The organism is Psychroserpens luteus (assembly GCF_015319355.1).
Classification (GTDB): Bacteria; Bacteroidota; Bacteroidia; order Flavobacteriales; family Flavobacteriaceae; genus Psychroserpens; species Psychroserpens luteus.
The window spans coordinates 241,584-264,363 of sequence record NZ_JADILU010000002.1; the positions used below are offsets into that span (position 1 = coordinate 241,584).

At 32.7% G+C, this 22,780-nt stretch carries 18 protein-coding genes; 8 read left to right on the forward strand and 10 right to left on the reverse strand.

The features are described from left to right. Positions 1-47: 47 nt before the first annotated feature. The 5 genes from IM744_RS04715 to epsC all read right to left on the reverse strand — a co-directional run bounded on the left by IM744_RS04715 (position 48) and on the right by epsC (position 6,417). Positions 48-1,460: a T9SS type A sorting domain-containing protein gene (locus tag IM744_RS04715; RefSeq protein ID WP_194506951.1), complete on the reverse strand. Its 1,413-nt coding sequence runs from the start codon at positions 1,458-1,460 to the stop codon at positions 48-50. A gap of 72 nt (positions 1,461-1,532) precedes the next feature. Beyond that, positions 1,533-2,954, reverse strand: coding sequence for a T9SS type A sorting domain-containing protein (locus IM744_RS04720; protein ID WP_194506952.1), 1,422 nt, complete (start codon positions 2,952-2,954; stop codon positions 1,533-1,535). Positions 2,955-3,032: 78 nt separating this feature from the next. Then, complete coding sequence (fumC, locus tag IM744_RS04725; RefSeq protein ID WP_194506953.1) at positions 3,033-4,430, reverse strand: class II fumarate hydratase; 1,398 nt, start codon at positions 4,428-4,430, stop codon at positions 3,033-3,035. A gap of 303 nt (positions 4,431-4,733) precedes the next feature. Then, complete coding sequence (cysM, locus tag IM744_RS04730) at positions 4,734-5,612, reverse strand: cysteine synthase CysM (RefSeq protein WP_194506954.1); 879 nt, start codon at positions 5,610-5,612, stop codon at positions 4,734-4,736. Position 5,613: 1 nt separating this feature from the next. Next, positions 5,614-6,417, reverse strand: a complete 804-nt coding sequence (gene epsC / locus IM744_RS04735) for a serine O-acetyltransferase EpsC (RefSeq protein WP_317175384.1) — start codon at positions 6,415-6,417, stop codon at positions 5,614-5,616. A gap of 505 nt (positions 6,418-6,922) precedes the next feature. On the opposite strand from epsC, the gene IM744_RS04740 reads away from it, so the two are divergent. Both IM744_RS04740 and IM744_RS04745 read left to right on the forward strand, forming a co-directional pair. After that, entirely contained in the window at positions 6,923-8,524 is a 1,602-nt protein-coding gene (locus IM744_RS04740) for a sensor histidine kinase (RefSeq protein WP_194506955.1), read from the forward strand. A gap of 92 nt (positions 8,525-8,616) precedes the next feature. Continuing rightward, positions 8,617-8,799: an ATP synthase subunit B family protein gene (locus IM744_RS04745; RefSeq protein WP_194506956.1), complete on the forward strand. Its 183-nt coding sequence runs from the start codon at positions 8,617-8,619 to the stop codon at positions 8,797-8,799. A gap of 415 nt (positions 8,800-9,214) precedes the next feature. Here IM744_RS04745 and IM744_RS04750 read toward each other — a convergent pair whose 3' ends face one another. The 4 genes from IM744_RS04750 to prfB all read right to left on the reverse strand — a co-directional run bounded on the left by IM744_RS04750 (position 9,215) and on the right by prfB (position 13,681). Next, on the reverse strand, positions 9,215-11,644 hold the full coding sequence (locus IM744_RS04750; RefSeq protein ID WP_194506957.1) for a TonB-dependent receptor domain-containing protein: 2,430 nt from the start codon (positions 11,642-11,644) through the stop codon (positions 9,215-9,217). A 137-nt stretch (positions 11,645-11,781) separates the two neighbouring features. After that, on the reverse strand, positions 11,782-12,204 hold the full coding sequence (locus tag IM744_RS04755) for a hypothetical protein (protein ID WP_194506958.1): 423 nt from the start codon (positions 12,202-12,204) through the stop codon (positions 11,782-11,784). Between the two features lie 10 nt (positions 12,205-12,214). Beyond that, positions 12,215-12,556, reverse strand: coding sequence for an arsenate reductase (glutaredoxin) (gene arsC, locus IM744_RS04760; RefSeq protein WP_194506959.1), 342 nt, complete (start codon positions 12,554-12,556; stop codon positions 12,215-12,217). A gap of 14 nt (positions 12,557-12,570) precedes the next feature. After that, positions 12,571-13,681 (reverse strand): peptide chain release factor 2 gene (gene prfB / locus IM744_RS04765; RefSeq protein WP_194506960.1). Its coding sequence is split into 2 segments (ribosomal slippage): positions 12,571-13,617 and positions 13,619-13,681, totalling 1,110 coding nucleotides; the frame shifts between segments, so codons are not numbered across the junction. A 172-nt stretch (positions 13,682-13,853) separates the two neighbouring features. Here prfB and IM744_RS04770 point away from each other — a divergent pair. The 3 genes from IM744_RS04770 to IM744_RS04780 are packed head-to-tail and all read left to right on the forward strand — an operon-like array spanning position 13,854 to position 17,660. Then, positions 13,854-16,262, forward strand: a complete 2,409-nt coding sequence (locus tag IM744_RS04770; RefSeq protein WP_194506961.1) for a zinc-dependent metalloprotease — start codon at positions 13,854-13,856, stop codon at positions 16,260-16,262. Positions 16,263-16,265: 3 nt separating this feature from the next. After that, positions 16,266-17,282 (forward strand): threonine aldolase family protein, encoded by a 1,017-nt coding sequence (locus tag IM744_RS04775; RefSeq protein ID WP_194506962.1) that lies wholly within the window; start codon positions 16,266-16,268, stop codon positions 17,280-17,282. Between the two features lie 3 nt (positions 17,283-17,285). After that, entirely contained in the window at positions 17,286-17,660 is a 375-nt protein-coding gene (locus IM744_RS04780; protein WP_194506963.1) for a hypothetical protein, read from the forward strand. 6 nt (positions 17,661-17,666) lie between these two features. On the opposite strand, the gene IM744_RS04785 is transcribed toward IM744_RS04780, so the two are convergent. Further along, the gene (locus IM744_RS04785) at positions 17,667-17,990 is read right to left on the reverse strand and encodes a YbaB/EbfC family nucleoid-associated protein (RefSeq protein WP_194506964.1); all 324 of its coding nucleotides are present in this window, start codon (positions 17,988-17,990) and stop codon (positions 17,667-17,669) included. A gap of 96 nt (positions 17,991-18,086) precedes the next feature. Here IM744_RS04785 and IM744_RS04790 point away from each other — a divergent pair, with 96 nt between their 5' ends. From IM744_RS04790 to IM744_RS04800, 3 genes are all read left to right on the forward strand, one after another. Beyond that, positions 18,087-20,147, forward strand: coding sequence for a S9 family peptidase (locus tag IM744_RS04790; protein WP_194506965.1), 2,061 nt, complete (start codon positions 18,087-18,089; stop codon positions 20,145-20,147). A gap of 76 nt (positions 20,148-20,223) precedes the next feature. After that, the gene (locus IM744_RS04795) at positions 20,224-21,261 is read left to right on the forward strand and encodes a PLP-dependent cysteine synthase family protein (RefSeq protein WP_194506966.1); all 1,038 of its coding nucleotides are present in this window, start codon (positions 20,224-20,226) and stop codon (positions 21,259-21,261) included. A gap of 213 nt (positions 21,262-21,474) precedes the next feature. Continuing rightward, positions 21,475-22,734, forward strand: a complete 1,260-nt coding sequence (locus IM744_RS04800) for an aminotransferase class I/II-fold pyridoxal phosphate-dependent enzyme (protein ID WP_194506967.1) — start codon at positions 21,475-21,477, stop codon at positions 22,732-22,734. Positions 22,735-22,780 lie beyond the last annotated feature (46 nt).

The window sequence follows — 22,780 nt, forward strand, 5'->3', positions numbered from 1 at the left end:
AGTATAAATTTATAAATTAATCTATAACTATAGAAGGCTAGAGGTCTCTATTTTTTGATAAACTTAAATACGCTATTGGTATTATTAAATTTCAGAAAATAAATACCACTTACAAATTCTGAAACATCAAATGCTTCATTTAATTGAAGCTGTTGTGTTTTTAAAGTTTTACCAAGACTATCAATTATAGATATTTCTGTAGAAGTTGTTAACCCATTGAAATAGAGTTTATTATTTGTAGGATTTGGAAACATCGTAATATTAAAGTCTTCAATTTGAGAAACCGATAATACAATCTTCTCATTTTTGAACATATTTACCTTATCATCGTTGTATGCAATGGTTGAGATGTCTAAATCGCCATCATTTTCAAAGTCTGCAAACGTAATGGTGTACGCTTGACTCTGTGTAGCATCGATTATTTGTTCTGGGCCAAAGCCTCCAGTACCATCGCTTTTAAACCAAACGATGTCATTTCCAGAACCCGAAGAGGCACTAGTAAGTACAAAATCATTGATGTTATCATTATCCAAATCTCTTAAATCTAAGCATGCAGGATTAGCAATACTCGTACTAATTACAGATTCTACGTAAGTTGCTGTTCCTGGAGTAATTTCTGTTCGTTTAAACCAAGATGCATTTCCTGTAATGTCTGTGACTAATATATCTAAGCTGGAATCATTATCAACATCTTCTGCCATGACACTAAAAATATAATCTTTAGAATTTAAGGATACAACATTAGCATCTGGAGTGAAATTACCATTACCATCGTTATAAAAAACTTCAATTCTACAATCGTTTGGAACTCCAAAAGCAATAGCATTTGCAATAACACTATCGATATCACCATCAAAGTCAATATCTTTCATAGCAAATGCACCAGGACTAATTATAGTATTGTCAATGATATTTTTTGTTCCAAAATTACCAAGACCATCATTTGCAAACCAGATGACTTCATTTCCATTGTAAGCAGCAACTGCGACATCTAAAGTTGCATTATTATCTATAGTTCTAACATACACTTGTCCTGGACCATTTATGGTAGACGAGATTATTTGTTCAGTTCCAAAATTACCAAGACCATCATTTGCGAACCAAACTAGTGTTCCGTCTGTAGATGACGTTGAAACGACATCATTAAAACCATTCCCATTAAGATCTGCTATGGCAACACCTCCTGCGCTGTTTAGTAAGCCAATTGGCGTTGATTGTAAATCAAAATTTCCTGTACCATCATTTTTTAACCAATACACAGTCCCTCCAATTGTGGTGCTCACTACGATATCATGAAAAGCATCGTCATCAATTAAACCTGATGCTATATTGTAAGGAGCGTCTCCTCCAGGAAGCGGTAGTTCAATAGATTGCGTTTTATTAAAAGTTGTTTGTGCAAACAGATTAAAATTTCCGAAGACAATTAAAAGGGTATAGAATAAAAAATTACGCATGGTCATGGAACTAGGTTTAAAACAAAACAAGCAAGTAAATAAAAATTCACCTGCTTGTTTTACGATAAGAATGAATTTTTATTGTTTAATAAACTTTCTTGTCATATTAGAATTGTTATCTTTTATGATGTAAATTCCATCACTTAATTGCGATACATCTAAATCTTCACCAGCTGCAATTTTATTTGATAAAACAACATGTCCTAGAGCATCATAAACTGAAACTTCTAATATGTCGTTGAAATTTCCTGAAAATGTTAATTTGTCTGTTGCAGGATTAGGATGAATAATTAAGTCATTGACTTCAAACTCAGAAACACCAAGCGTAATCAGTTCATTTTCAAACCAGAAAACAGTATCATTAAAATTACCAATAGAAGCAACATCTTTATCACCGTCTGCATCTAAATCATCTACAATAAAATCAATCATTTGAAAATTATTATCTGCAATTGGATCTGCTGTAGCACTTGGGCTTGCATTAGCTGCGCCTTCAAAGTAGATTATTGCAACGTCAACTGATCCACCATCTGAGACAAGCACATCATTATTACCATCATTATTAATATCTGCAACAACTGCGAAAGCAGGTCTATCAATAATAGTTTCATCAGAAATTATATGAGGTGTTGAAGCAACATCTTTTTCTGTATCATACCATGTAACATCTCCACTCAAATTATCAACAGATACAATATCAATTTTCCCATCATTGTTTACATCACCAGTTGTAACATTAAATATGTAGTTAGCTGCAATTGATCCACTGTCAACTGTTTCATCATCTTTTATCCAAGATACAGCAGTAGAGCCACTTTCAAAAAATTGATTGTAATATATTTCTATAGATTGTGTGTAGTAATATGTGACAACAGCATCCAAATCTGAATCACCATCAAGATCTGCCAAATCAACAAAAAGAGTCCCATTTGTAGTTCCATTTTCAATATCAGGTTGAGCCATAAAAACTCCTGATCCATTACCAGAATACCAAACTGTTTTATTGTCGTTAAACGCAATTGTAACAATATCCATATCACCATCTAAGTTGATATCTCCAGCAACAACTTCACCAGGACCACCAAGGGTAGCGTCAATAACCACTATAGGATCAAAACTACCTACAGCATTGCTAAGGAAGTAAGCCAAACCATGGCTAGCTGAAGTGACAATAATATCCAAACCATATTGACCATCAATATCTGCAACAGTCAATCCGTCTATCCAATATAATGCAGAAGATATTGTTTCTACAGCAAAGTTTCCACTACCATCATTTTTGTACCATTTTATATAATCTGTAGCAGGAACTCCTCCATTGTAATCATAAGTAGCCATAACAAGATCAATATCACCATCTCCATCTAGATCACCAGATGCAAATTCATAAGGTTCGTTTCCTGTATTTGGATCAATGACTTGAAAATCAGTAAAAGTCTGAGCGTTAAGTAGAGTACAAGCTCCAATTAAAGTTAATAAGCTAAGTAATTTTAATTTCATAATTGTAAATTTTAGATTGCTAATATACGAAAAACGCTAATAAATTAGCGTTTTATCGAATTTTAACGCGTTTTATCGTTATTTTATGGTGCCAACCATGTTTTCAGGTTTTACCCATTCGTCATAATCTTCAGCAGTAACATAACCAAGATTTATAGCTTCTACTTTTAATGTTGTTCCGTTTTTATGTGCAGTATTTGCTATTTCCGCAGCCTTATAATATCCTATTTTAGTATTAAGTGCAGTTACTAGCATTAATGAGTTATTCAATAATTGCTTGATAACTTCATAGTTAGGTTCTATACCCGCAGCACAATGCTCTTCAAAACTCACACAAGCATCTCCAAGTAATTGAGCACTCTCTAATACATTTGCAGCCATCATTGGTTTAAACACGTTGAGTTCATAATGACCTTGCGTACCACCAACAGTCACAGCAACATCGTTACCCATTACTTGAGCACAAACCATTGTTAAAGCTTCACATTGCGTAGGATTAACTTTTCCTGGCATAATAGAACTTCCAGGTTCGTTTGCAGGAATCGTGATTTCTCCAATTCCACTTCGAGGACCAGAAGCCATCATTCTAATATCATTCGCAATTTTATTAAGCGAAACTGCTAATTGTTTTAAAGCACCATGCGTTTCTACTAAAGCATCATGAGCTGCAAGCGCTTCAAATTTATTATCTGCGGTAATGAAAGGTAAGTCGGTAAATTTTGCAATGTATTCAGCCACTAATTCGCTATAACCATCAGGAGTATTTAGACCTGTACCTACTGCAGTTCCTCCAAGAGCCAATTCACTCAAATGCGGAAGTGTGTTTTCTAACGCTTTCAAACCGTGATCTAATTGTGACACGTATCCCGAAAATTCTTGTCCGAGTGTTAAAGGCGTCGCATCCATTAAATGCGTACGTCCAATTTTAACCACTTCTTTAAATTCTATTGATTTGTTGTGCAATGTATTTCTTAATTGAATCACACCAGATATTGTTGTCTCTACAACTTTTTTATAAATTGCAATATGCATTCCTGTAGGGAACGTATCATTAGACGATTGCGATTTATTCACATCATCATTTGGCTGAATCGTTTTCTCTCCTTCACCAATCACTTTACCAGCAATTTGATGTGCTCTATTAGCAATCACTTCATTAACGTTCATGTTACTTTGCGTACCAGAACCTGTTTGCCAAATGACTAACGGAAACTGATCATCATGCTTCCCTTCTAAAATTTCTTCACAAACCTGAGCAATTAAATCACGTTTTTCACTAGCCAATACACCTAACTCACAGTTGGTGTATGCTGCAGCTTTCTTTAGGTAGGCAAAACCATATATAATTTCTAGAGGCATCGACGCTGGAGCACCAATTTTAAAGTTATTGCGAGAGCGTTCTGTTTGTGCTCCCCAAAGTTTATCTGCAGGCACATTAACGTTACCCATCGTGTCTTTTTCTATTCTATACTCCATAATTGTTTGTGTTTTTTTAGGTATTACAAAGTTATGATTTTTGATTGTTTTTTGGGAGGTATTTTTTCTTTAATTACTTCGGAAGAAAGGAAATAGATACTTGCGTAATAAATCGATTATTTATGAAAATTAAAGATTTGCTACCTTAGTATTATAACACGGTTATAGACAATAGCGTATGTCTAATTCTTGTAAAACATTAAAAATGACATCGAAATCAATTTGTAATCTTGAAAAATCAGATATAAAAAATCTCCTTTATTAAAACATATACTAAAACAAAGTAGATTTAATTAAATCATCTTATTCAAAAAGGTCTGACGATAAATAGCGATCGCCACGATCACATATAATGCTAACGATAACGCCACTTTTTAATTCATTTGCGAGTTTTAATGCTGCTGTGATGGCTCCTCCGCTACTCATACCTGCAAGAATACCTTCTTCCTTTGCCAATCTTCTCGTCATTGCGATAGCTTCATCACGACTTACTTCTAGAGTTCTGTCCACTTTATTAGCATCAAAGATCTTAGGCAAATACTCTTTTGGCCATTTACGTATACCAGGTATACTTGAGCCATCTTTAGGTTGAACTCCCACAATCTGAATATTTTCATTCTGTTCTTTTAAATAACTAGAAGTGCCCATAATGGTTCCTGTAGTTCCCATAGATGAAACGAAATGTGTAACTTCTCCATTGGTATCTCTCCATATTTCAGGTCCTGTAGTTTTGTAATGAGCTTTCCAGTTGTCTTCATTTGCAAATTGATTAAACGTATAGTAACCTTCGTTTTGAACTTTTGCCATTGCATAATCACGAGCTCCTTCAATACCGTCAGGATGTAAAGTAACTTTAGCTCCATAAGCCTTCATTGTTTGAACGCGCTCTTTAGTAGCTGAAGCTGGCATTACTAATTCTATATCTAGTTTGAATATCCCAGCAATCATTGCAAGAGCAATACCTGTATTTCCGCTTGTAGCTTCGATGAGCTTTGATGTATTATCTATTCTTCCAGTATCAAGAGCATTTTGAATCATATTGTATGCAGCCCTATCTTTTACACTTCCTCCAGGGTTGTTTCCTTCAAGTTTAAAATACAAACTCACATTAGGGTTTATATTTAATACCATCGATTTTACAAGAGGTGTATTTCCTATTTGACCAATTAATGTATTGTTCATATTATTTGTCTGATTTTGTAATTATTTGTAATTCTGGAGTATGCAAGACTTTAGAGTTTTTTGGGATTGATGCAGTTAACCAAGTGTTACCTCCAATAATACTATTTTCTCCTATAACCGTTTGTCCTCCTAGAATAGAAGCATTTGCATAGATCACAACATTTTTTTCAATGGTAGGATGCCTTTTAATATTCTTAAGTTGTTTTCTTACTTTAAGAGCTCCTAAAGTAACACCTTGATAGATCTTAACATTATCGTGTATTTCAGTGGTTTCTCCAATAACGACACCTGTACCATGATCAATAAAAAAAGAATTCCCAATCTGTGCACCTGGATGAATATCGATTCCTGTAAGCTGGTGAGCATATTCTGTCATTAGTCGTGGTATGAGTGGTAATCCTAATTTAAAAAACTCTCTCGCCATTCTATAAATGGAAATAGCAAAAAAGCCAGGATAGGCTAAATAGATCTCTTCAATAGACTCAGCTGCAGGATCGTTATTAAAAATAGCAGTTGCATCCTTTTTTAAACTACAAAATAAATCAGGTATGTTTTTAGTGAAATCATCCCAAGTTTTACAAGGAGCATCTTTAATTTCTGGACAGGCTATATTCCTTATTTTTAGAAATAAAGCTTCGAGTTCAATAAGTGCTTTTTCTGCTTTTGTATTTTGATCAAACAATGCATTAAAAAGCAATATGGTAAACCGTTGAGATTCCTGCTTTAGCGTGATGGAAACCTTAATTTCCTGCTTTTGTTTATTTATAGCTTGTATTAATTTTGATTGCTCCATATTATTTTTCAAAGACACGAATTTTAAAATAAAACATAATTAAAAGGGCGTTAAAAATTTATTTATTTTTATTTCCATTTTCAAATAGTAACAGTATAGACTATTTGTAATGCCAATTTACAAAGTTTTTGATGTGTTTTTATTAGAGACTAGCATAAATCTGATTTTTTATGGAATTAAAAACTCACTAGACATACGTCTCTTTATATTAATATAATTCCATATTTACTTACCTTCTAAAATTTCTTCACAAGCCTGACCTGAGTAATCAAATCACGTTTTTTACTAGTCAAAACATCTAACTTACAGTTAGTATAAGCAATAGTTGAGTTAAGTCAGTTTATTGAAGGATAGGTCTAAATAAACTTGTGTTAATGAAGTGTGCAGTGGATTATATATAAAAAGAATGCATCAAAGTATTTCAAGTTTTAAGTTATTCTCTTACTGTGCAAATCAAATTCAATTACATTTGCAATGATTAATAACTTTGTTATTTTATATGAAAATAGCGTGTTTAATGTCCCCAAAAACTGTGTTTAAACATTTGAAATATTATAGTATTATAGCTCTTTTTTTAGGAGCAGGCTTATTTGGTGTATACAAATTTGTTGATTCTCACCAAACACTTGAGCACCAGAAATTGGATTCAAGATTGGAACAAGCGCATTCTGATGCTATTTTAAGAGCGGAAGCAGCTATAGAAGTTTATGCTACTCTAGTATCTTCATTAAAAAGTTACACAATAAATCAAGAGACTTTTCCATCAGAATTACAATTACAAAAATATTTAAAAGATTTACTTAAAGAAATTAATTTTAAAGATTCAATTCTTGTTAATTACATAAATAAAGATCATGTATTTGAATATGTAGTTACTCCTAATGAAATTGATGTTGTTGGCTTAAAAGGGATTTCTGTTAGGAGTATATTAAGTCCAGAGAGAGTAGAAGAGTTAGATGAATTAATGAAACGGGAAAATATTGTTTTATTTTCACCTATTAATCTAAGAGAAGGATGGGCAGGTTTTCCTTTTAATTTTTCTGCTCGCAATTTAGACAATGAAGTTTTAGGTTATGTTGCTCCAGTATTAAATGTGAAATACTTACTCGATTATTTCTATAATACTAAGACCGATAATAATTATGTACATAGGTTTATCGTTAATGATTCTTTTGATCTTACAAGAGAAGCCTATTATGATGGTTCAGAAATTTTTAATAATAACCGTGATTCAGAATATTATAAGAATTTTAATGTAGATGAAAACAATTTTATATACTCAAATATTACACTTTTTGGCTCACAATTAAAAATAGGAAGTGCATATAAAATAGAACCAAAAATTGGCTATACAATAGCCATACTTGCCTATGTTTGGTATTGTTTAATTGCATTACTTACAATAGTTATCTTTAATCAATTTATTAAAAATAAAGTATTAAATAAAAGATTAATTTTTGCTAATGCAGATTTAGAAGCAAATCTGCTTAAAATTCAAACACTTATCAAGGAGATACATCATCGCGTTAAAAATAACATGCACATGATTGCAGGTATATTAACACTTCAAGAGGATGAAGAAGAAGATGAAAAGGTTATCGCTGCGTTAACCCAAAGTAGAAATAGAATTCAGTCTATGTCTTTAGTGCATGAGAAATTATATGGAAGTAAATCTTTAAATGAGATTAAAATTAAAGAATATATAGAAGAGCTTATTAATTTTGTTGAACAAACTGTTGGAGGTAAGGAAATTAAACTCAAAAAGACTATTTCTGTTGATGCGGATTATATGTTTGATGGAGACACAACATCTAATCTGGGGTTAATTGTAAATGAACTTATCACTAATTCATTTAAATATGCTTTTAATGTTCATGACGAAAATATCCTTAGTATTTTTATAACTAAAGACAGTGATGACACCTATAAATTAGTTTATAGTGATAGTGGGAAAGGTTTACCTCAAGATTTTAATATTTCTGAAAGCACGTCTTTAGGGATGCAATTAATTCAAATACTTACAGAACAATTACATGGGACATTAACTTATAATAATGATTCTTTAAGTGCTTTTACTATTTATTTTAAACCATTAGAAAAGAGTTTTAAGGATTATTAGATTTCTTAACAACATGATGTTAATAATTCTTAAATTTCTTATTGCAAAACAAATCCCTTTATTATATCTTTGCAGTAACAAAAAATAAGAACATGTTCGATTTTGACCAATATTTAGGATTTTTAGCATTTTTAGGAATATTTACTTTAGGATTCTGGTTGATGCTTTTTCTCATCACATTTGTAATTCCTTATTGGATTGGAGGATCGCTTATTGAGCGTTTAAACGAAATTAAAGAAGAAAAGAAAGCTAAGCGTGAAGCTGCGACTCACTAGAAGTCATTAAACTTTTATATAGATACTAAAAAAGGAAACCAATTTGGTTTCCTTTTTTAGTATCTATAATTGAAATGAGTCTGTTTGTTTTAATTCTCCTCCTTTTTTCAAGGAGTAATGAATTCGTTCTCAGATAAGCGAACGAAGAAGAGGTGGTTACCTTTGAATACTGAATATATTACTAGAGTTTACCTAATTTATCCTTTAGATATTCCCCTAACATTTTTGACTACACTCAATGATCAAAGGAAGTGAGTGACCTAAACTCTTATTTTGTATTGGCTCGGTTTTTAATAGATTTTAAATTATCCTTCCCTTGAAAAAAAGGAAGGAATTAACTCAGTTTTCTTTTTTACTAAAGGCTAAAGTCCTTTTTATCCAAAACTGTTAGCACTTCAAACTGCCTACTTAAAAATTATCCTTCAAAATCAAAATCATCACCTCCTGCAGAATTTCCACGACCATCTTTTTGACGTTTTTTCTGTTGGTTAAATCTATAGGTAAATGTGACATTAAAACTACGTTGTCTCCATTGAAATTCACTCTCATTAATAAAAGTATCTGTTGTAGTAGTAGATTGACGCTTTCTAGAATTAAAGACATCACTTACGTTTAATGCTATAGATGCTTTAGAATCCCATAAATCTTTGCTAAATGCTAGATCTGTTGATAAAATTCCTTCTTGTGTGCTTTGTGCATCTTCACTAGCTCCACGATAGAATAAACGAGTTTGCCAATCTATATTACCTGGTAAGGTATATTTATTATTGATTCTTGCAAACCAGCTAAAGTTATCTGCTCCAAAATCTGTTCCTTCATAAATACCTTCTGTAACAGATTTAAATAAATTTAGGTTTCCGTTAAGGTTCCATTTTTTTGAAGGTCTGTAGGTTAATGTAAATTCAAAACCATAACGATCATTTGTTGCCAAGTTAATTGGTGAACGTCTAATGATTGGAACTTCTGTTCCACCTACTATCGTAGTTTCTCCTGTATCTAGGCTCACAAATGTAAAAACATCTGTTGCACGTTGGTAATAGATAGAGGAATTAAGTGTCATTTTTCCGAAGCGATTCAAATATCCAAAATCAAATGAATTTGAATAACTAGGATCTAAATCTGGATTTCCTTGAAAGATGTTAGTAGCACTACTTCTAGAAGGAAACGGATTGATATAACGAGAACGTGGTCGTCTAATTCTACGATTGTAACCTAAAGTTAAACTTTGCTTTTCGGAAATTTCATAACCAAAATTTACAGTAGGAAAGAGTCCTGTATAGTTTTTACGCTGTAAGTCATTGGTCGTAATTTGGTTTATAGTCACACGAGATTGCTCCATACGTAAACCAAATAAATAAGAAAATTTATCTTTTACTTTGCTACCAAACTGTGTATATAGTGCATTTACATATTGACGAAATATTAAATTATTACTCACATCATTATCTAAAATATAAGTACCGTCTTCATTAAATTCTAATGTATAATCTGTATCTGTTTCTTCAAAATTACCTCGATAACCAAATTCGAAACTACTTTTTTCACCTATTGGACGTGTATAGTCTAATTGTAAAAGGATTTCATCTTGATTTTCTATAGTTTTCACACGTTCAGCAGCATCACCATCTTGCGCAATGATAGATTGTTCTTCTTCACCATTATCTTCATACTGAAAATCGATGGTTAAACGATGCTGACTATTGCCATCAAATTGTTTATCATAATTAACAGCATATTGTCTTGTTGCATCTGTCTCTTCTTCTGGATCTAATCTAAGAGATTGGTTGATAAGGTTTCTATTACTATCAAATTCTTGAATAGTATTTGTATTATTATTATTTTGATCACTATCACGATACACAAATGAAGCCACAACAGAAGTTGTTTCATTGATATACCATTCTACACCAAGATTAGTATTAAATCCTTTTCTTTCTCGATCAAAAATTCTTGATTCTTTAAAAAAAGTACTAGGATCATCTCCATTAAAGTACTCAGTATTTGTAGTAGCATTACCAGGAGATTCTCTGTAGCTATATCCAGAGGTATTAAAAAAGTTAAAATCTCCAGTTCTATAATTAATATTACCAGAAGCACCCAATTGTGTTGGATCACCTGCATTTAAAGTCACAGCTCCATTAAAACCTTGAAGCTTGCTACGACGCAAAATAATGTTAAGAATTCCTGCAGTACCTTCAGCATCATAACGAGCAGAAGGAGATGTAATAACCTCTACACGTTCAATAGATTCTGCTGGTAATTGTCTCAGGGCATCTGTAGAATTTAAACCAACTAAACCAGATGGTTTACCGTTAATTAGTATGGTTACGTTGTCATTTCCTCTTAAAGCAACATTCCCTTCAACATCTACCGAAACAGAAGGTACGTTATCTAAGACATCACTTACGGTACCACCTCTAACAGTTAAATCACTACCTACATTATATATTTTTTTGTCTAATTTAATCTCTACGGTTGTTTTTTCTGCAATAACCTCTACCGCATCTAATGCTTCTAAATTAAGCATTAATGATACTGTACCAAGATTTATATCTTGAGTAAACGTTTTATTTTCGTAGGTTTTAGTTTTATAAGAAAGATATTCAACCTTAACGTCATAGGTACCTGGAGCAACGTCTATTTCAAATACACCTTTAGGATCTGTAATGCCACCAGTAATAGTCTTGTTTTCTTTTTTGCTGAAAAGCGAAATAGTAGCATATTCTAATGGATAGTCTCCATCTGCATCTAATACAGTACCTGATACAGTGATTTCATTTTGTGCAAAGCCAGATGCAAAGCATAAAAATAATAATAGTAATAAATAAGTAGTTTTTCGAAACATTTTCAAGTGATTAAAATTTGTGTGTTTAGTTTCACAAAAATAAAATTACTTGCACTGGAGATGGGTTAATGTTTTGTTAAACAAAAAACATAAGAATGTTAAAAAAAATATAAGATGATGTTTAGTACTAAACGATATTATGATTTGTTTTTATTCTTACGCTTTTTATCTTTCTTTTTCTTCTTTTTTTCTTCGCTATGATTCCATTTACCTTTTAAGGCATCCATAATTTTAGACATTTGTTCTTCAGTAATCATCGCTTTTAGATCTCTAAAATGTTTGTCATCTAAGTTTTGAACATATGTTTTTCTTTCAAACTCTCGTAGACCAAGCATATTAATTTTTTGATACTCTTCAAAGTACGACTCCATCTGTTGTTTGATAATTTCTTTTTGAAAGTCATCAACTTTTAAAGTTCCTACAAAGTCATTGATGTATTCTCTTTTTTTCTGTTCCATCTCTGCTTCGTATTTGAGACGGTCTTTTTCTTCTATAGCTTGAGAAAAACTGTTACTAATAAATAATACTGAGCAAAAAATGGAGATAAATAATGTTTTCATTTTGTAATAATTATATAATGTCTAATATGTTTTGTGACGGACGACCAATCACAGCTTTCTTGCCATTGATAACAATAGGGCGTTCTATTAATTTTGGATTAGCGACCATAGCTTTTATAATTTGAGCATCTGATAATGTTTTACCTTTAAAATCAGATTTCCAAATAGTTTCGTTCTTTCTAACTAATTCAATTGGAGTAATACCCAAGAGAGAAATGATGTTTTTCAATTTTTCTTCGGAAATTGGCTCATCCAAATATCTTATCACTTCAAAATCTTTGCCAGAATTTTCTAAAAGGCTCAAACCTTCTCTGGATTTACTACATCTTGGGTTGTGAAGTATTGTAATCATTATATTTCTTTAAATTATAATTGGTTAGGATCTTCTTCTTTTTGTCCCATCATCATCAAATACGCTTTTAAAAATGGCTCAATATCACCATCCAATACAGCATCTACATTTCCTGTTTCGTGAGCAGAACGAACATCCTTAATTAATTTATAAGGATGCAACACATAGTTTCTAATTTGGCTTCCCCATTCAATTTTCATCTTGCCAGCTTCTATATCATCACGTTGTGCTAATTGCTTCTGTAACTCTATTTCGTAAAGTTGAGATTTCAGCATTTGCATAGCACGAGACCTGTTATCGTGTTGCGATCGTGTTTCAGAACAAGAAATCTGTATTCCAGATGGTTTGTGAGTTAACTGTACTTTAGTTTCTACCTTGTTAACGTTTTGTCCACCAGCACCACTTGAGCGTGCAGTTGTAATTTCAATATCTGCAGGATTGATATCTATTTCAATTGTATCATCAACTAAAGGATACACATAAACCGAAGCGAAACTTGTATGACGTTTGGCATTACTATCAAAAGGCGAGATTCTCACCAAACGATGCACACCATTTTCACCTTTAAGCCATCCAAAAGCAAAATCGCCTTCAATTTCTAAAGTAACCGTTTTTATACCAGCAACATCACCACCTTGGTAGTTGAGTTCTTTGACTTTAAATCCGCTTTTTTCTGCATACATCAAATACATGCGCATGAGCATACTTGCCCAATCACAAGACTCTGTACCTCCTGCACCAGCAGTGATTTGAAGAACCGCACTTAGTGAGTCACCTTCTTCAGACAACATATTCTTGAACTCTAACTTTTCTATAAGCAGTAAGGCTTTATCAAATCGGCTTTGCACATCATCTGCAGTAGCTTCATCTTCTTTGAAGAACTCATATATAATTTCTAAGTCTTCAATAAGCGTTTGAGAAGTGTTGTAATCTTGAACCCAAGCCTTTTTTGTTCTTAAAGACTTCATTATAGATTCTGCGTGTTTGGAATCATTCCAAAAATTAGGATCAAAAGTTTGTTCCTCTTCGTTTGAAATTTCTATTAATTTGGCATCTATGTCAAAGGTAGTGCCTAAGTTTATCGAGGCGTGTATTGAGATCTTTAATTTGATCTGATGTTATCATTATAAATAATTTTTGGTAAAATTAATATTTATATTGTTCAGCAGAAAATTTAATGACGACTATGTTGTTTTGGATTTTATAATTTTCCGAAGAAAAAGTGCTAAGAATAGTTCACTAAGGTTACATCTGCTGTTTGTTTAAAAATAACTAAATTTAGGTTTTAAAATTGATTATGAAAAAACAAATACTTCTCGCAATGACGTTTTTGATTGTCTTAAGTGGGTTTTCCCAAGTATTAAAGACAAAACAATTAAAAGATTATAATGGGTTTTTTAATTTCCATTATGAAGAATCAACAGATAAAATCTATCTAGAGGTCAATGATTTAGATAAAGAATTTCTATATGTAAACTCTTTAGCAACAGGAGTAGGCTCAAATGATATTGGGTTAGATAGAGGACTAATAGGTCGAGAACGAATAGTGAAATTTGAAAAAGCAGGGAATAAATTATTGCTCATTCAGCCTAATTTGAATTATAGAGCAATAACAGATAATGAACTAGAGAAAAAAAGTATAGAACAAGCCTTTGCAAAATCGGTACTTTATGGGTTTAAAATTGAAGAACATAATAATGGTACATACATTATAGATCTCACACCCTTTCTAATGGAAGATACAAATGGTGTTGCAAATAGGTTGAAAGATGAAGGCGCTTATAAACTAGATTTGAGTAAAAGCGCATTATCATTAGATAGAACTAAGGCATTCCCTAAAAATGTTGAATTTGAAGCCTTGCTAACGTTTAAGGGTGAACCTAAAGGTCGAAATATTAGAAGCGTCACACCAACATCTTCATTAGTAAGTGTGATACAACATCACAGTTTTATTGAGTTGCCAGATGATGGTTATAAAATGAGAGAGTTTGATGTGAGAAGTGGAGCCATTGCTATGTCTTATTTAGATTATGCAACGCCAATTCAAGAGCCAATTAGAAAACGGTATATCATTCGCCATCGTTTAGAAAAGAAAGATCCAAGTGCACAAATTAGCGAAGCAAAAGAACCAATTGTTTATTATTTAGATCCAGGAACACCAGAACCTGTGCGTTCTGCATTATTAGAAGGTGCTCGTTGGTGGAATCAAGCCTACGAGTCTATAGGGTTTAAAGACGCATTTCAAGTAAAAATGTTGCCTGAAGATGCAGATCCTATGGATTGTCGCTACAACGTGATTCAATGGGTTCATCGCTCAACAAGAGGATGGAGTTATGGTGCAAGTGTTATAGATCCTAGGACTGGTGAAATCATTAAAGGTCATGTGAGTTTAGGGAGTTTGAGAATTCGTCAGGATTTCATGATTGCGCAAGCCTTGATGAACAAACCATTTGTTGAGCGCGACGATAATTATCAACCTATGCTAGATATGGCTTTGGCAAGAATTAGACAGCTGAGTGCTCATGAAGTTGGTCACACTATTGGGTTTACACACAATTTTGCTGCGAGTGCAAATGGTAGAGCTTCGGTTATGGATTATCCGCATCCTATGATTTCTATTAACGACGGAAATATCAACTTTTCAAACGCTTATGCAGTTGGAATAGGAGCTTGGGATAAAGTTACAGTTGCCTATTCGTATTCGGAATTTAATGACAATCAAAACGAAAAAGATAATTTAAATACAATTTTAAGTGATGCTAATAATGCAGGTTTACAATTTATTTCAGATGCTGATGCCAGAGCACAAGGAGGAGCACATGCTTTTGCACACCTTTGGGATAATGGCAAAAGTGCTTCTCAAGAATTAGAAAATGTAATGACCATTAGAGCTCAAGCCATTTCAAATTTTTCTGCGGATAATATTCGTGATGGTGAACCATATTCAGTTTTAGAAGATGTGTTTGTGCCTTTATATTTCTTCCATCGTTTTCAAGTTGAAGCAGCAACTAAGGTTGTTGGCGGATTAGATTATAACTATGCTGTAAAAGGTGATGGTCAAACGATTGTAGAGCCAGTGGACGTCAACATTCAAAAAGAAACCTTAACTCAAATCTTAAATACGATTTCTGCGGAAGCGTTAGCAATTCCGAAGTCAAAATTAAAACTTTTTCCTCCACGAGCGTACACCTATAGTAGAACGCGAGAATCCTTCAAAGGAAAAACAGGCGTTGCTTTTGATCCTATGAGTGCAGCAGTGACAGCAAGTGATATGACATTGAAGTTGTTGTTACATCCGCAACGTGCCAATAGAATGATTCAGCAAAAAAGTTTAGATGATAAGCAGTTAGGATTGGATGAATTGTTTGATGACGTTTTAAATAATTCCTTCGGAAAGCGATATGATGATGCTTATAAGGATGAAATTCAACAATTGATAAACGAACGTGTATTACTATATATCATGAATTTGGCAGTAAGTGATCAATCGATATTTCAAGTAAAAGCAAAAGCAAATGATGCTATAAATTCACTTTTTAGAGATTATCTTGCAGATAAAAAGAAACCATCACTGTATGCAGCGCAATTTGCAATGCTTGTAAAAGAATTTAGAGAACATCCAGAAAAGTTTAAAATAGAAAACGCTCCAAAAATACCTGATGGTTCACCAATTGGAAGTGATTTTTGTAATTATAATGAGAATTAAAATATGATTATAGATTTAAGAAGTGATACGGTTACAAAGCCAACAAAAGGAATGTTGGAAGCTATGATGAATGCAGAAGTAGGAGATGATGTTTTTCAAGAAGATCCTACTGTGAATGCATTAGAAAAGCGACTAGCTGAGATGTTTGGTAAACCTAGAGCTTTGTTTTTTCCATCGGGAAGTATGGCAAATCAAACTGCCTTGAACTTGCACACTAATCCTGGTGAGCAGGTCATTTGTGACAAATATGCACATATCTATAATTATGAAGCAGGAGGAGCTTCTTTTAATAGTGGGATTTCATGTCGTTTACTTGATGGTCAAAGAGGAATGTTTACTGCTTCTCAAGTTAAAGACGCTATTAATCCCGATGCTTTTTATTACAGTCAAACCACATTAGTTGAGGTTGAAAATACAACCAACAAAGGTGGAGGAGCTTGCTGGGATTTTGAAGAATTAAAAAAAATAAAAAGTATTTGTACTAATCATGAATTAGGTTATCATCTTGATGGTGCTCGACTTTGGAATGCTTTGGTTGCAAAACAGGAAACGACGAAACAGTATGGAGGTCTTTTTGATACCATTTCAGTATGTTTAAGTAAAGGGTTAGGTTGTCCTGTGGGTTCTGTGTTGATTGGAGATGAAGCAATAATGAAAAATGCCATTAGAGTAAGAAAGATCTTAGGTGGTAACATGAGGCAAGTTGGGTATTTAGCTGCAGCAGGTTTATATGCTTTAGATCATCATATAGAACGTTTAGGCGACGACCATAAAAAAGCAAAAGAGATTGGTAAGGTTTTAGAAGATTTATCTATCATCAGAAAAGTAGAGCCAATAGAAACTAATATCGTCATTTTTGAATTAGAGTCTCACGTAGATGAAAATGAATTTATCAGCCAATTAGCAGATAAGAACATTAAAATTATTGGTATGGGAAGCAATAAATTACGAATGGTAACCCATTTGGATTATACAGATGAGATGCATGAAAGATTATTGGATGTTTTGAATGAGTTTTAAAATATGACTAATAAATCTTTTAGAAAAGTGCTGCTTTTTTTTGCAGCGATAGTTTTTGGAGCAGGTTTGTATTTGTTACTTAAGATATTGACATTTTCTCTTTTTGATAATAAGCCTTTATCAATAGAAATTATAAAAATACCGAATAAGAATTATGATATTGAAATTTGTTATTTTCCTTCAAATGCCACGGTTCAGCCTTCAATTCAAATTAGAAAAATCACCAATGACAGTGTTAAGGTCATAAGTGATTATAATAGATATAATTTTCTAAAAGAATATCAAATTAAAAATGATAGCTTATTCATAACCTTGAGTGATACCATGAGAAAAAATGTTAAAGAAAAAAAGACAGGAATAAAACTACCTAATGAATAATTCTTTCTATTTAAACATATCCATCCCAGGAATACTTGGCATCCCTTCTTTGGCTACAGCAGCAACTTCGGTTTCATGAACTGTCGTAGCACGAGCAATAGCTTTATTTATTGTAAGAATTAAATAATCTTCTAACATATCTTTATCTTGAAGTAACTCATCATCAATCTCGATAGATTTTAAAGTACGATTAGCAGTAATGGTCACTTTTACTTTTTCATCATGACTTTTCATATCAATCAAAACGCCATGTAAACGTTCTTTAGTTTCTTCAACTTTTTTTTGAGCTTCTTTGAGTTTGCCCATCATTCCCATCATATCTCCAAACATAATATTCTGTATTAAAAATTATCAGTAGCAAAATTACTAAATTGCAACGCTTTTAAAAAGAAAAATGCTATCGCATAATTTTCCGAAGACATTTATATGAAGAAAACCATTGAAGTTCCTGTAGCTAGAATAATTCCGAAGGAATTAAAAATCCATAACGATTTAAGAATAGATAATTATTTTTGGCTCAATCAACGCGATGACCAAAATGTACTAGATTATCTTAATGAAGAGAATAATTATTATGAGCAAGAGACTGTACATACTAAAGGTTTTGAAGTCAAGCTTTTTGAAGAAATGAAAGCTAGAATTAAGGAGGATGATTCTTCAGTTCCTTATAAATATAATGGATATTGGTATATTGTTAGGTATGAAAAAGGGAAAGGTTACCCGGTTTATACACGTAGGAAAGAAACCTTAGAAGCTGAGGAAGAATTGCTTTTTGACTGCAATAAAATGGCAGAAGGTCATGCCTATTTTAGATTAGTAGGTTTGAGTGTGAGTCCAGATAATACCATGATTACCTTTGGAATGGATCTTACAGGAAGAAGACAATACACATTACAAATCAAGAGTTTGATTACTAATGAAATTTTCTCAGATGCCATAGAAAACACAACTGGTTCATCAACATGGGCAAATGATAATTCAACTTTGTTTTATGCAAAGAAAGATGAACAAACATTAAGATCTAATGAGATTTTTAAGCATAAAATTGGAGATTCAGAAAAAGATGATGTTTTAGTATTTACTGAAGAAGATGATACATTTGGTGCAGCAGTTTATAAAACCAAATCAAGAAAATATATCATTATTGCTTGTTATAGCACGCTAACTAATGAATTTCATGTTCTAAATGCTGACACGCCAGATGATAGCTTCAAAATTTTTCAACCTCGTGTTCGCGGATTAGAATACAGTATTTCTCATTTTGAAAATCAATTTTATATTCTTACAAATAAAGATAAAGCGACCAATTTTAAACTCATGAAAACTCCAGAAACCAAAACTGGAATCGATAACTGGGTTGAGGTTATTGGACATCGTGATGAGGTTTTATTAGAAGATATAGAGATTTTTAAGGACTATTTAGTCATTAGCGAACGTACCAACGGATTAAATAAAATAAGAATTACACGTTGGGATAAAACCCAAGATTATTACTTGCCATTTCATAACGAAACGTATACAGCCAATACAGGAACTAATGTTGATTTTGATACAGAAATTTTAAGATTTGGCTATAATTCGCTTACTAGTCCAGCTTCGGTTATTGATTTCAATATGCGAACTAAGGAGAGAGAAATCAAAAAAGAGCAAGAAGTTTTAGATCCAAATTTTGATAAAAATAATTACACATCAGATCGCATCTGGGCAAGGGCAAAAGACGGAACTAAAATACCAATGTCATTAGTAAGACGAAAGGATACAAAGCTAGATGGTAATGCGCCTTTACTTCAATATGCCTACGGAAGTTACGGTTCTACAATAGATCCTTATTTCTCAACAATACGATTAAGTCTTTTAGATAGAGGTTTTATTTATGTGATTGCACATATTAGAGGAAGTGAATATTTAGGAAGAGATTGGTATGAAAACGGAAAGTTATTACAAAAGAAAAATACGTTTACAGATTTTATAGATTGCTCCAAACATTTAATTGAAAATAAATATACTTCAAAAGAACATTTATATGCAATGGGAGGAAGTGCAGGTGGTTTGTTAATGGGAGTTATTCTTAATCAAGCACCTCATTTATATAATGGTGTGATTGCTCAAGTGCCTTTTGTTGATGTTATTACAACTATGTTAGATGATACTATTCCATTAACTACAGGTGAATATGATGAATGGGGAAATCCTAATAATAAAGAATACTACGATTATATTAAAAGCTATTCTCCTTATGATAATGTAAAGACTCAGGATTACCCTAATCTTTTAGTGATTGCAGGTTTAAATGATTCTCAAGTGCAATATTGGGAGCCAGCAAAATGGGTAGCAAAATTAAGAACGCACAAACAAAATAACAATAAGTTGTATTTTAATACTAACATGGATGCAGGACATGGAGGTGCATCTGGGAGATTTGAATCTCTCAAAGAAGATGCTCAAGAATACGCATTTTTACTAGACTTAGAAGGCAAAATTGACTAATTCAAAAAAAAGTATTAATTTTGCAAGGTTTTATGTTTCAGATTTGAATTAGGATTGAAACTGATAAATAGCATTTATGAAAAAAGACATACAAGTATTTGATAACGTTTTACAATTAATAGGTAAAACTCCCCTCATCAAATTAAATAAAATGACAGAAGGATTTAATGGAGACTTCTTTGCGAAAGTAGAAGCTTTTAATCCAGGTCATTCGTCAAAAGACAGAATTGCACTTCACATTATAGAAGAAGCTGAAAGAAAAGGCATCTTATCTCCAGGAGATACTATTATAGAAACGACATCTGGTAATACAGGATTTAGTATTGCTATGGTGAGTATCATAAAAGGTTATGAGTGTATATTGGCTGTAAGTTCAAAATCATCTGCAGATAAGATAGATATGTTAAAGTCTATGGGAGCACAAGTTTATGTGTGTCCTGCAAATGTAAAAGCAGACGATCCACGTTCGTACTACGAAGTAGCAAAACGTTTACATAACGAAATTAAAGGCTCTGTTTATATCAATCAGTACTTTAACCAATTAAACGCAGACGCTCATTATCACTCTACAGGTCCAGAAATTTGGGAACAAACGGAAGGAAAAATTACGCATTTGGTAGCTTGTAGTGGAACAGGAGGAACAATTTCTGGAATTTCTAAATATTTAAAAGAGCAAAACCAAGACGTAAAAGTTATTGGTGTTGATGCTTATGGATCTGTATTAAAAAAATACCATGAAACTCGTGAGTTTGATGATAAAGAAATTTACCCTTATCGTATTGAAGGTTTAGGTAAAAACTTAATTCCAACAGCTACAGATTTTGATTTAATAGATAAGTTTGTCAAAGTTACAGATGAAGAAAGTGCACATACAGCACGTGAAATCTCTAAAACCGAAGGTTTATTCGTTGGTTATACAAGTGGTGCAGCAATGCAAGCGCTAAAACAACTTAATGAAGAAGGTGAGTTTAAAGCAGGAGACAAAGTAGTTGTCGTTTTTCCAGATCACGGATCTCGTTATATGAGTAAAGTGTATAGTGACAAATGGATGGAAGACCAAGGATTCTTTGATAGTAAGACACAAATTGCTGAAAAAATTCAGTATATAAAATAACAGCATTTTTAATGCTTTTTAAGTCCTATTGCGATATTTCGTGATAGGATTTTTTTTGTTTAAACTAATTATGAACATTGGTTCATAAAAATATTATGCGGTCATAATATATTTAACTAATTTTGCATCGATTATGTCTTCTTGTTTTCCGAAGAAAAAACTAGAACACTAAGGCAAATTCAAATAACTAATATGACTAAAACTGACTTATAAATGAAGGACTTATTTGCAAAGATATATAAGGACAAGGGACCATTAGGGAAATGGGCTTCTCAGGCAGAAGGCTATTTTGTATTTCCTAAGCTAGAAGGAGAGATTTCTAATAGAATGAAATTCCAAGGAAAAGAAGTTATTACTTGGAGTATAAATGACTATTTGGGATTAGCTAATCATCCAGAAGTAAGAAAAGTAGACGCAGAAGCTGCTGCTCAATATGGATCTGCTTATCCAATGGGAGCACGTATGATGTCTGGTCACACAGAGCTTCATGAGCAATTACAAAACGAACTTGCTGAGTTTGTTAATAAAGAAGCTGCGTATTTACTAAACTTTGGTTACCAAGGAATGGTATCAACTGTAGATGCTTTAGTAGCTAAAGATGATATTATTGTTTATGATGTAGATGCTCATGCTTGTATTATTGATGGTGTACGTTTGCATATGGGTAAACGTTTTACATATAGACATAACGATGTTGAAAGTTTAGAGAAAAACTTAGATCGTGCTACTAAAATGGCAGAGCAAACTGGAGGAGGAATTCTTGTTATTTCTGAAGGTGTCTTCGGAATGAGAGGTGAGCAAGGTCGTTTAAAAGAAATTGTAGCGCTTAAAGAGAAATATAACTTTAGATTATTTGTTGATGATGCTCACGGTTTTGGAACCTTAGGAAAAACTGGAGCAGGAACAGGAGAAGAGCAAGGTGTACAAGATGGTATCGATGTGTATTTTGCTACGTTTGCTAAATCTTTAGCAAGTACAGGTGCTTTTATTGCTGCAGATCAAGAAATTATTGATTATTTAAAATATAATTTGCGTTCTCAAATGTTTGCTAAATCGTTACAAATGCAACTCGTTGTAGGTGCTTTGAAACGTTTAGAAATGTTGAAAACGATGCCAGAATTAAAAGAAAACCTTTGGAAAATCACCAATGCGTTACAATCTGGATTAAAAGAACGTGGTTTTGATATAGGGACGACACAAAGTTGTGTAACTCCAGTATATTTAAAAGGAAGTATTCCTGAGGCTATGGCTTTAGTAAGAGATCTACGTGAAAACTACGGAATTTTCTGTTCTATTGTTGTGTATCCAGTAATTCCTAAAGGATTAATTCTTTTAAGAATGATACCAACTGCAACACATATATTAGACGATGTTACGCAAACTCTTGATGCTTTTGATGCCATTAGAACACGTTTAGAAAACGGAACATACAAACGCTTATCTGCCTCAGTTATGGCTGCAATGGGTGAGTAATTTGATTATAATATAAAGATTTAAAAAATCCGATTCTATTTAGAAT

What these genes read in the sequence shown, in the direction of transcription:
- IM744_RS04715 (WP_194506951.1), bottom strand. Translation starts at nt 1,460, where the DNA reads ATGACCATGCGTAATTTTTTATTCTATACCCTTTTAATTGTCTTCGGA.
- IM744_RS04720 (WP_194506952.1), bottom strand. Translation starts at nt 2,954, where the DNA reads ATGAAATTAAAATTACTTAGCTTATTAACTTTAATTGGAGCTTGTACT.
- fumC (WP_194506953.1), bottom strand. Translation starts at nt 4,430, where the DNA reads ATGGAGTATAGAATAGAAAAAGACACGATGGGTAACGTTAATGTGCCT.
- cysM (WP_194506954.1), bottom strand. Translation starts at nt 5,612, where the DNA reads ATGAACAATACATTAATTGGTCAAATAGGAAATACACCTCTTGTAAAA.
- IM744_RS04740 (WP_194506955.1), top strand. Translation starts at nt 6,923, where the DNA reads ATGTCCCCAAAAACTGTGTTTAAACATTTGAAATATTATAGTATTATA.
- IM744_RS04745 (WP_194506956.1), top strand. Translation starts at nt 8,617, where the DNA reads ATGTTCGATTTTGACCAATATTTAGGATTTTTAGCATTTTTAGGAATA.
- IM744_RS04750 (WP_194506957.1), bottom strand. Translation starts at nt 11,644, where the DNA reads ATGTTTCGAAAAACTACTTATTTATTACTATTATTATTTTTATGCTTT.
- IM744_RS04755 (WP_194506958.1), bottom strand. Translation starts at nt 12,204, where the DNA reads ATGAAAACATTATTTATCTCCATTTTTTGCTCAGTATTATTTATTAGT.
- arsC (WP_194506959.1), bottom strand. Translation starts at nt 12,556, where the DNA reads ATGATTACAATACTTCACAACCCAAGATGTAGTAAATCCAGAGAAGGT.
- IM744_RS04770 (WP_194506961.1), top strand. Translation starts at nt 13,854, where the DNA reads ATGAAAAAACAAATACTTCTCGCAATGACGTTTTTGATTGTCTTAAGT.
- IM744_RS04775 (WP_194506962.1), top strand. Translation starts at nt 16,266, where the DNA reads ATGATTATAGATTTAAGAAGTGATACGGTTACAAAGCCAACAAAAGGA.
- IM744_RS04780 (WP_194506963.1), top strand. Translation starts at nt 17,286, where the DNA reads ATGACTAATAAATCTTTTAGAAAAGTGCTGCTTTTTTTTGCAGCGATA.
- IM744_RS04785 (WP_194506964.1), bottom strand. Translation starts at nt 17,990, where the DNA reads ATGTTTGGAGATATGATGGGAATGATGGGCAAACTCAAAGAAGCTCAA.
- IM744_RS04790 (WP_194506965.1), top strand. Translation starts at nt 18,087, where the DNA reads ATGAAGAAAACCATTGAAGTTCCTGTAGCTAGAATAATTCCGAAGGAA.
- IM744_RS04795 (WP_194506966.1), top strand. Translation starts at nt 20,224, where the DNA reads ATGAAAAAAGACATACAAGTATTTGATAACGTTTTACAATTAATAGGT.
- IM744_RS04800 (WP_194506967.1), top strand. Translation starts at nt 21,475, where the DNA reads ATGAAGGACTTATTTGCAAAGATATATAAGGACAAGGGACCATTAGGG.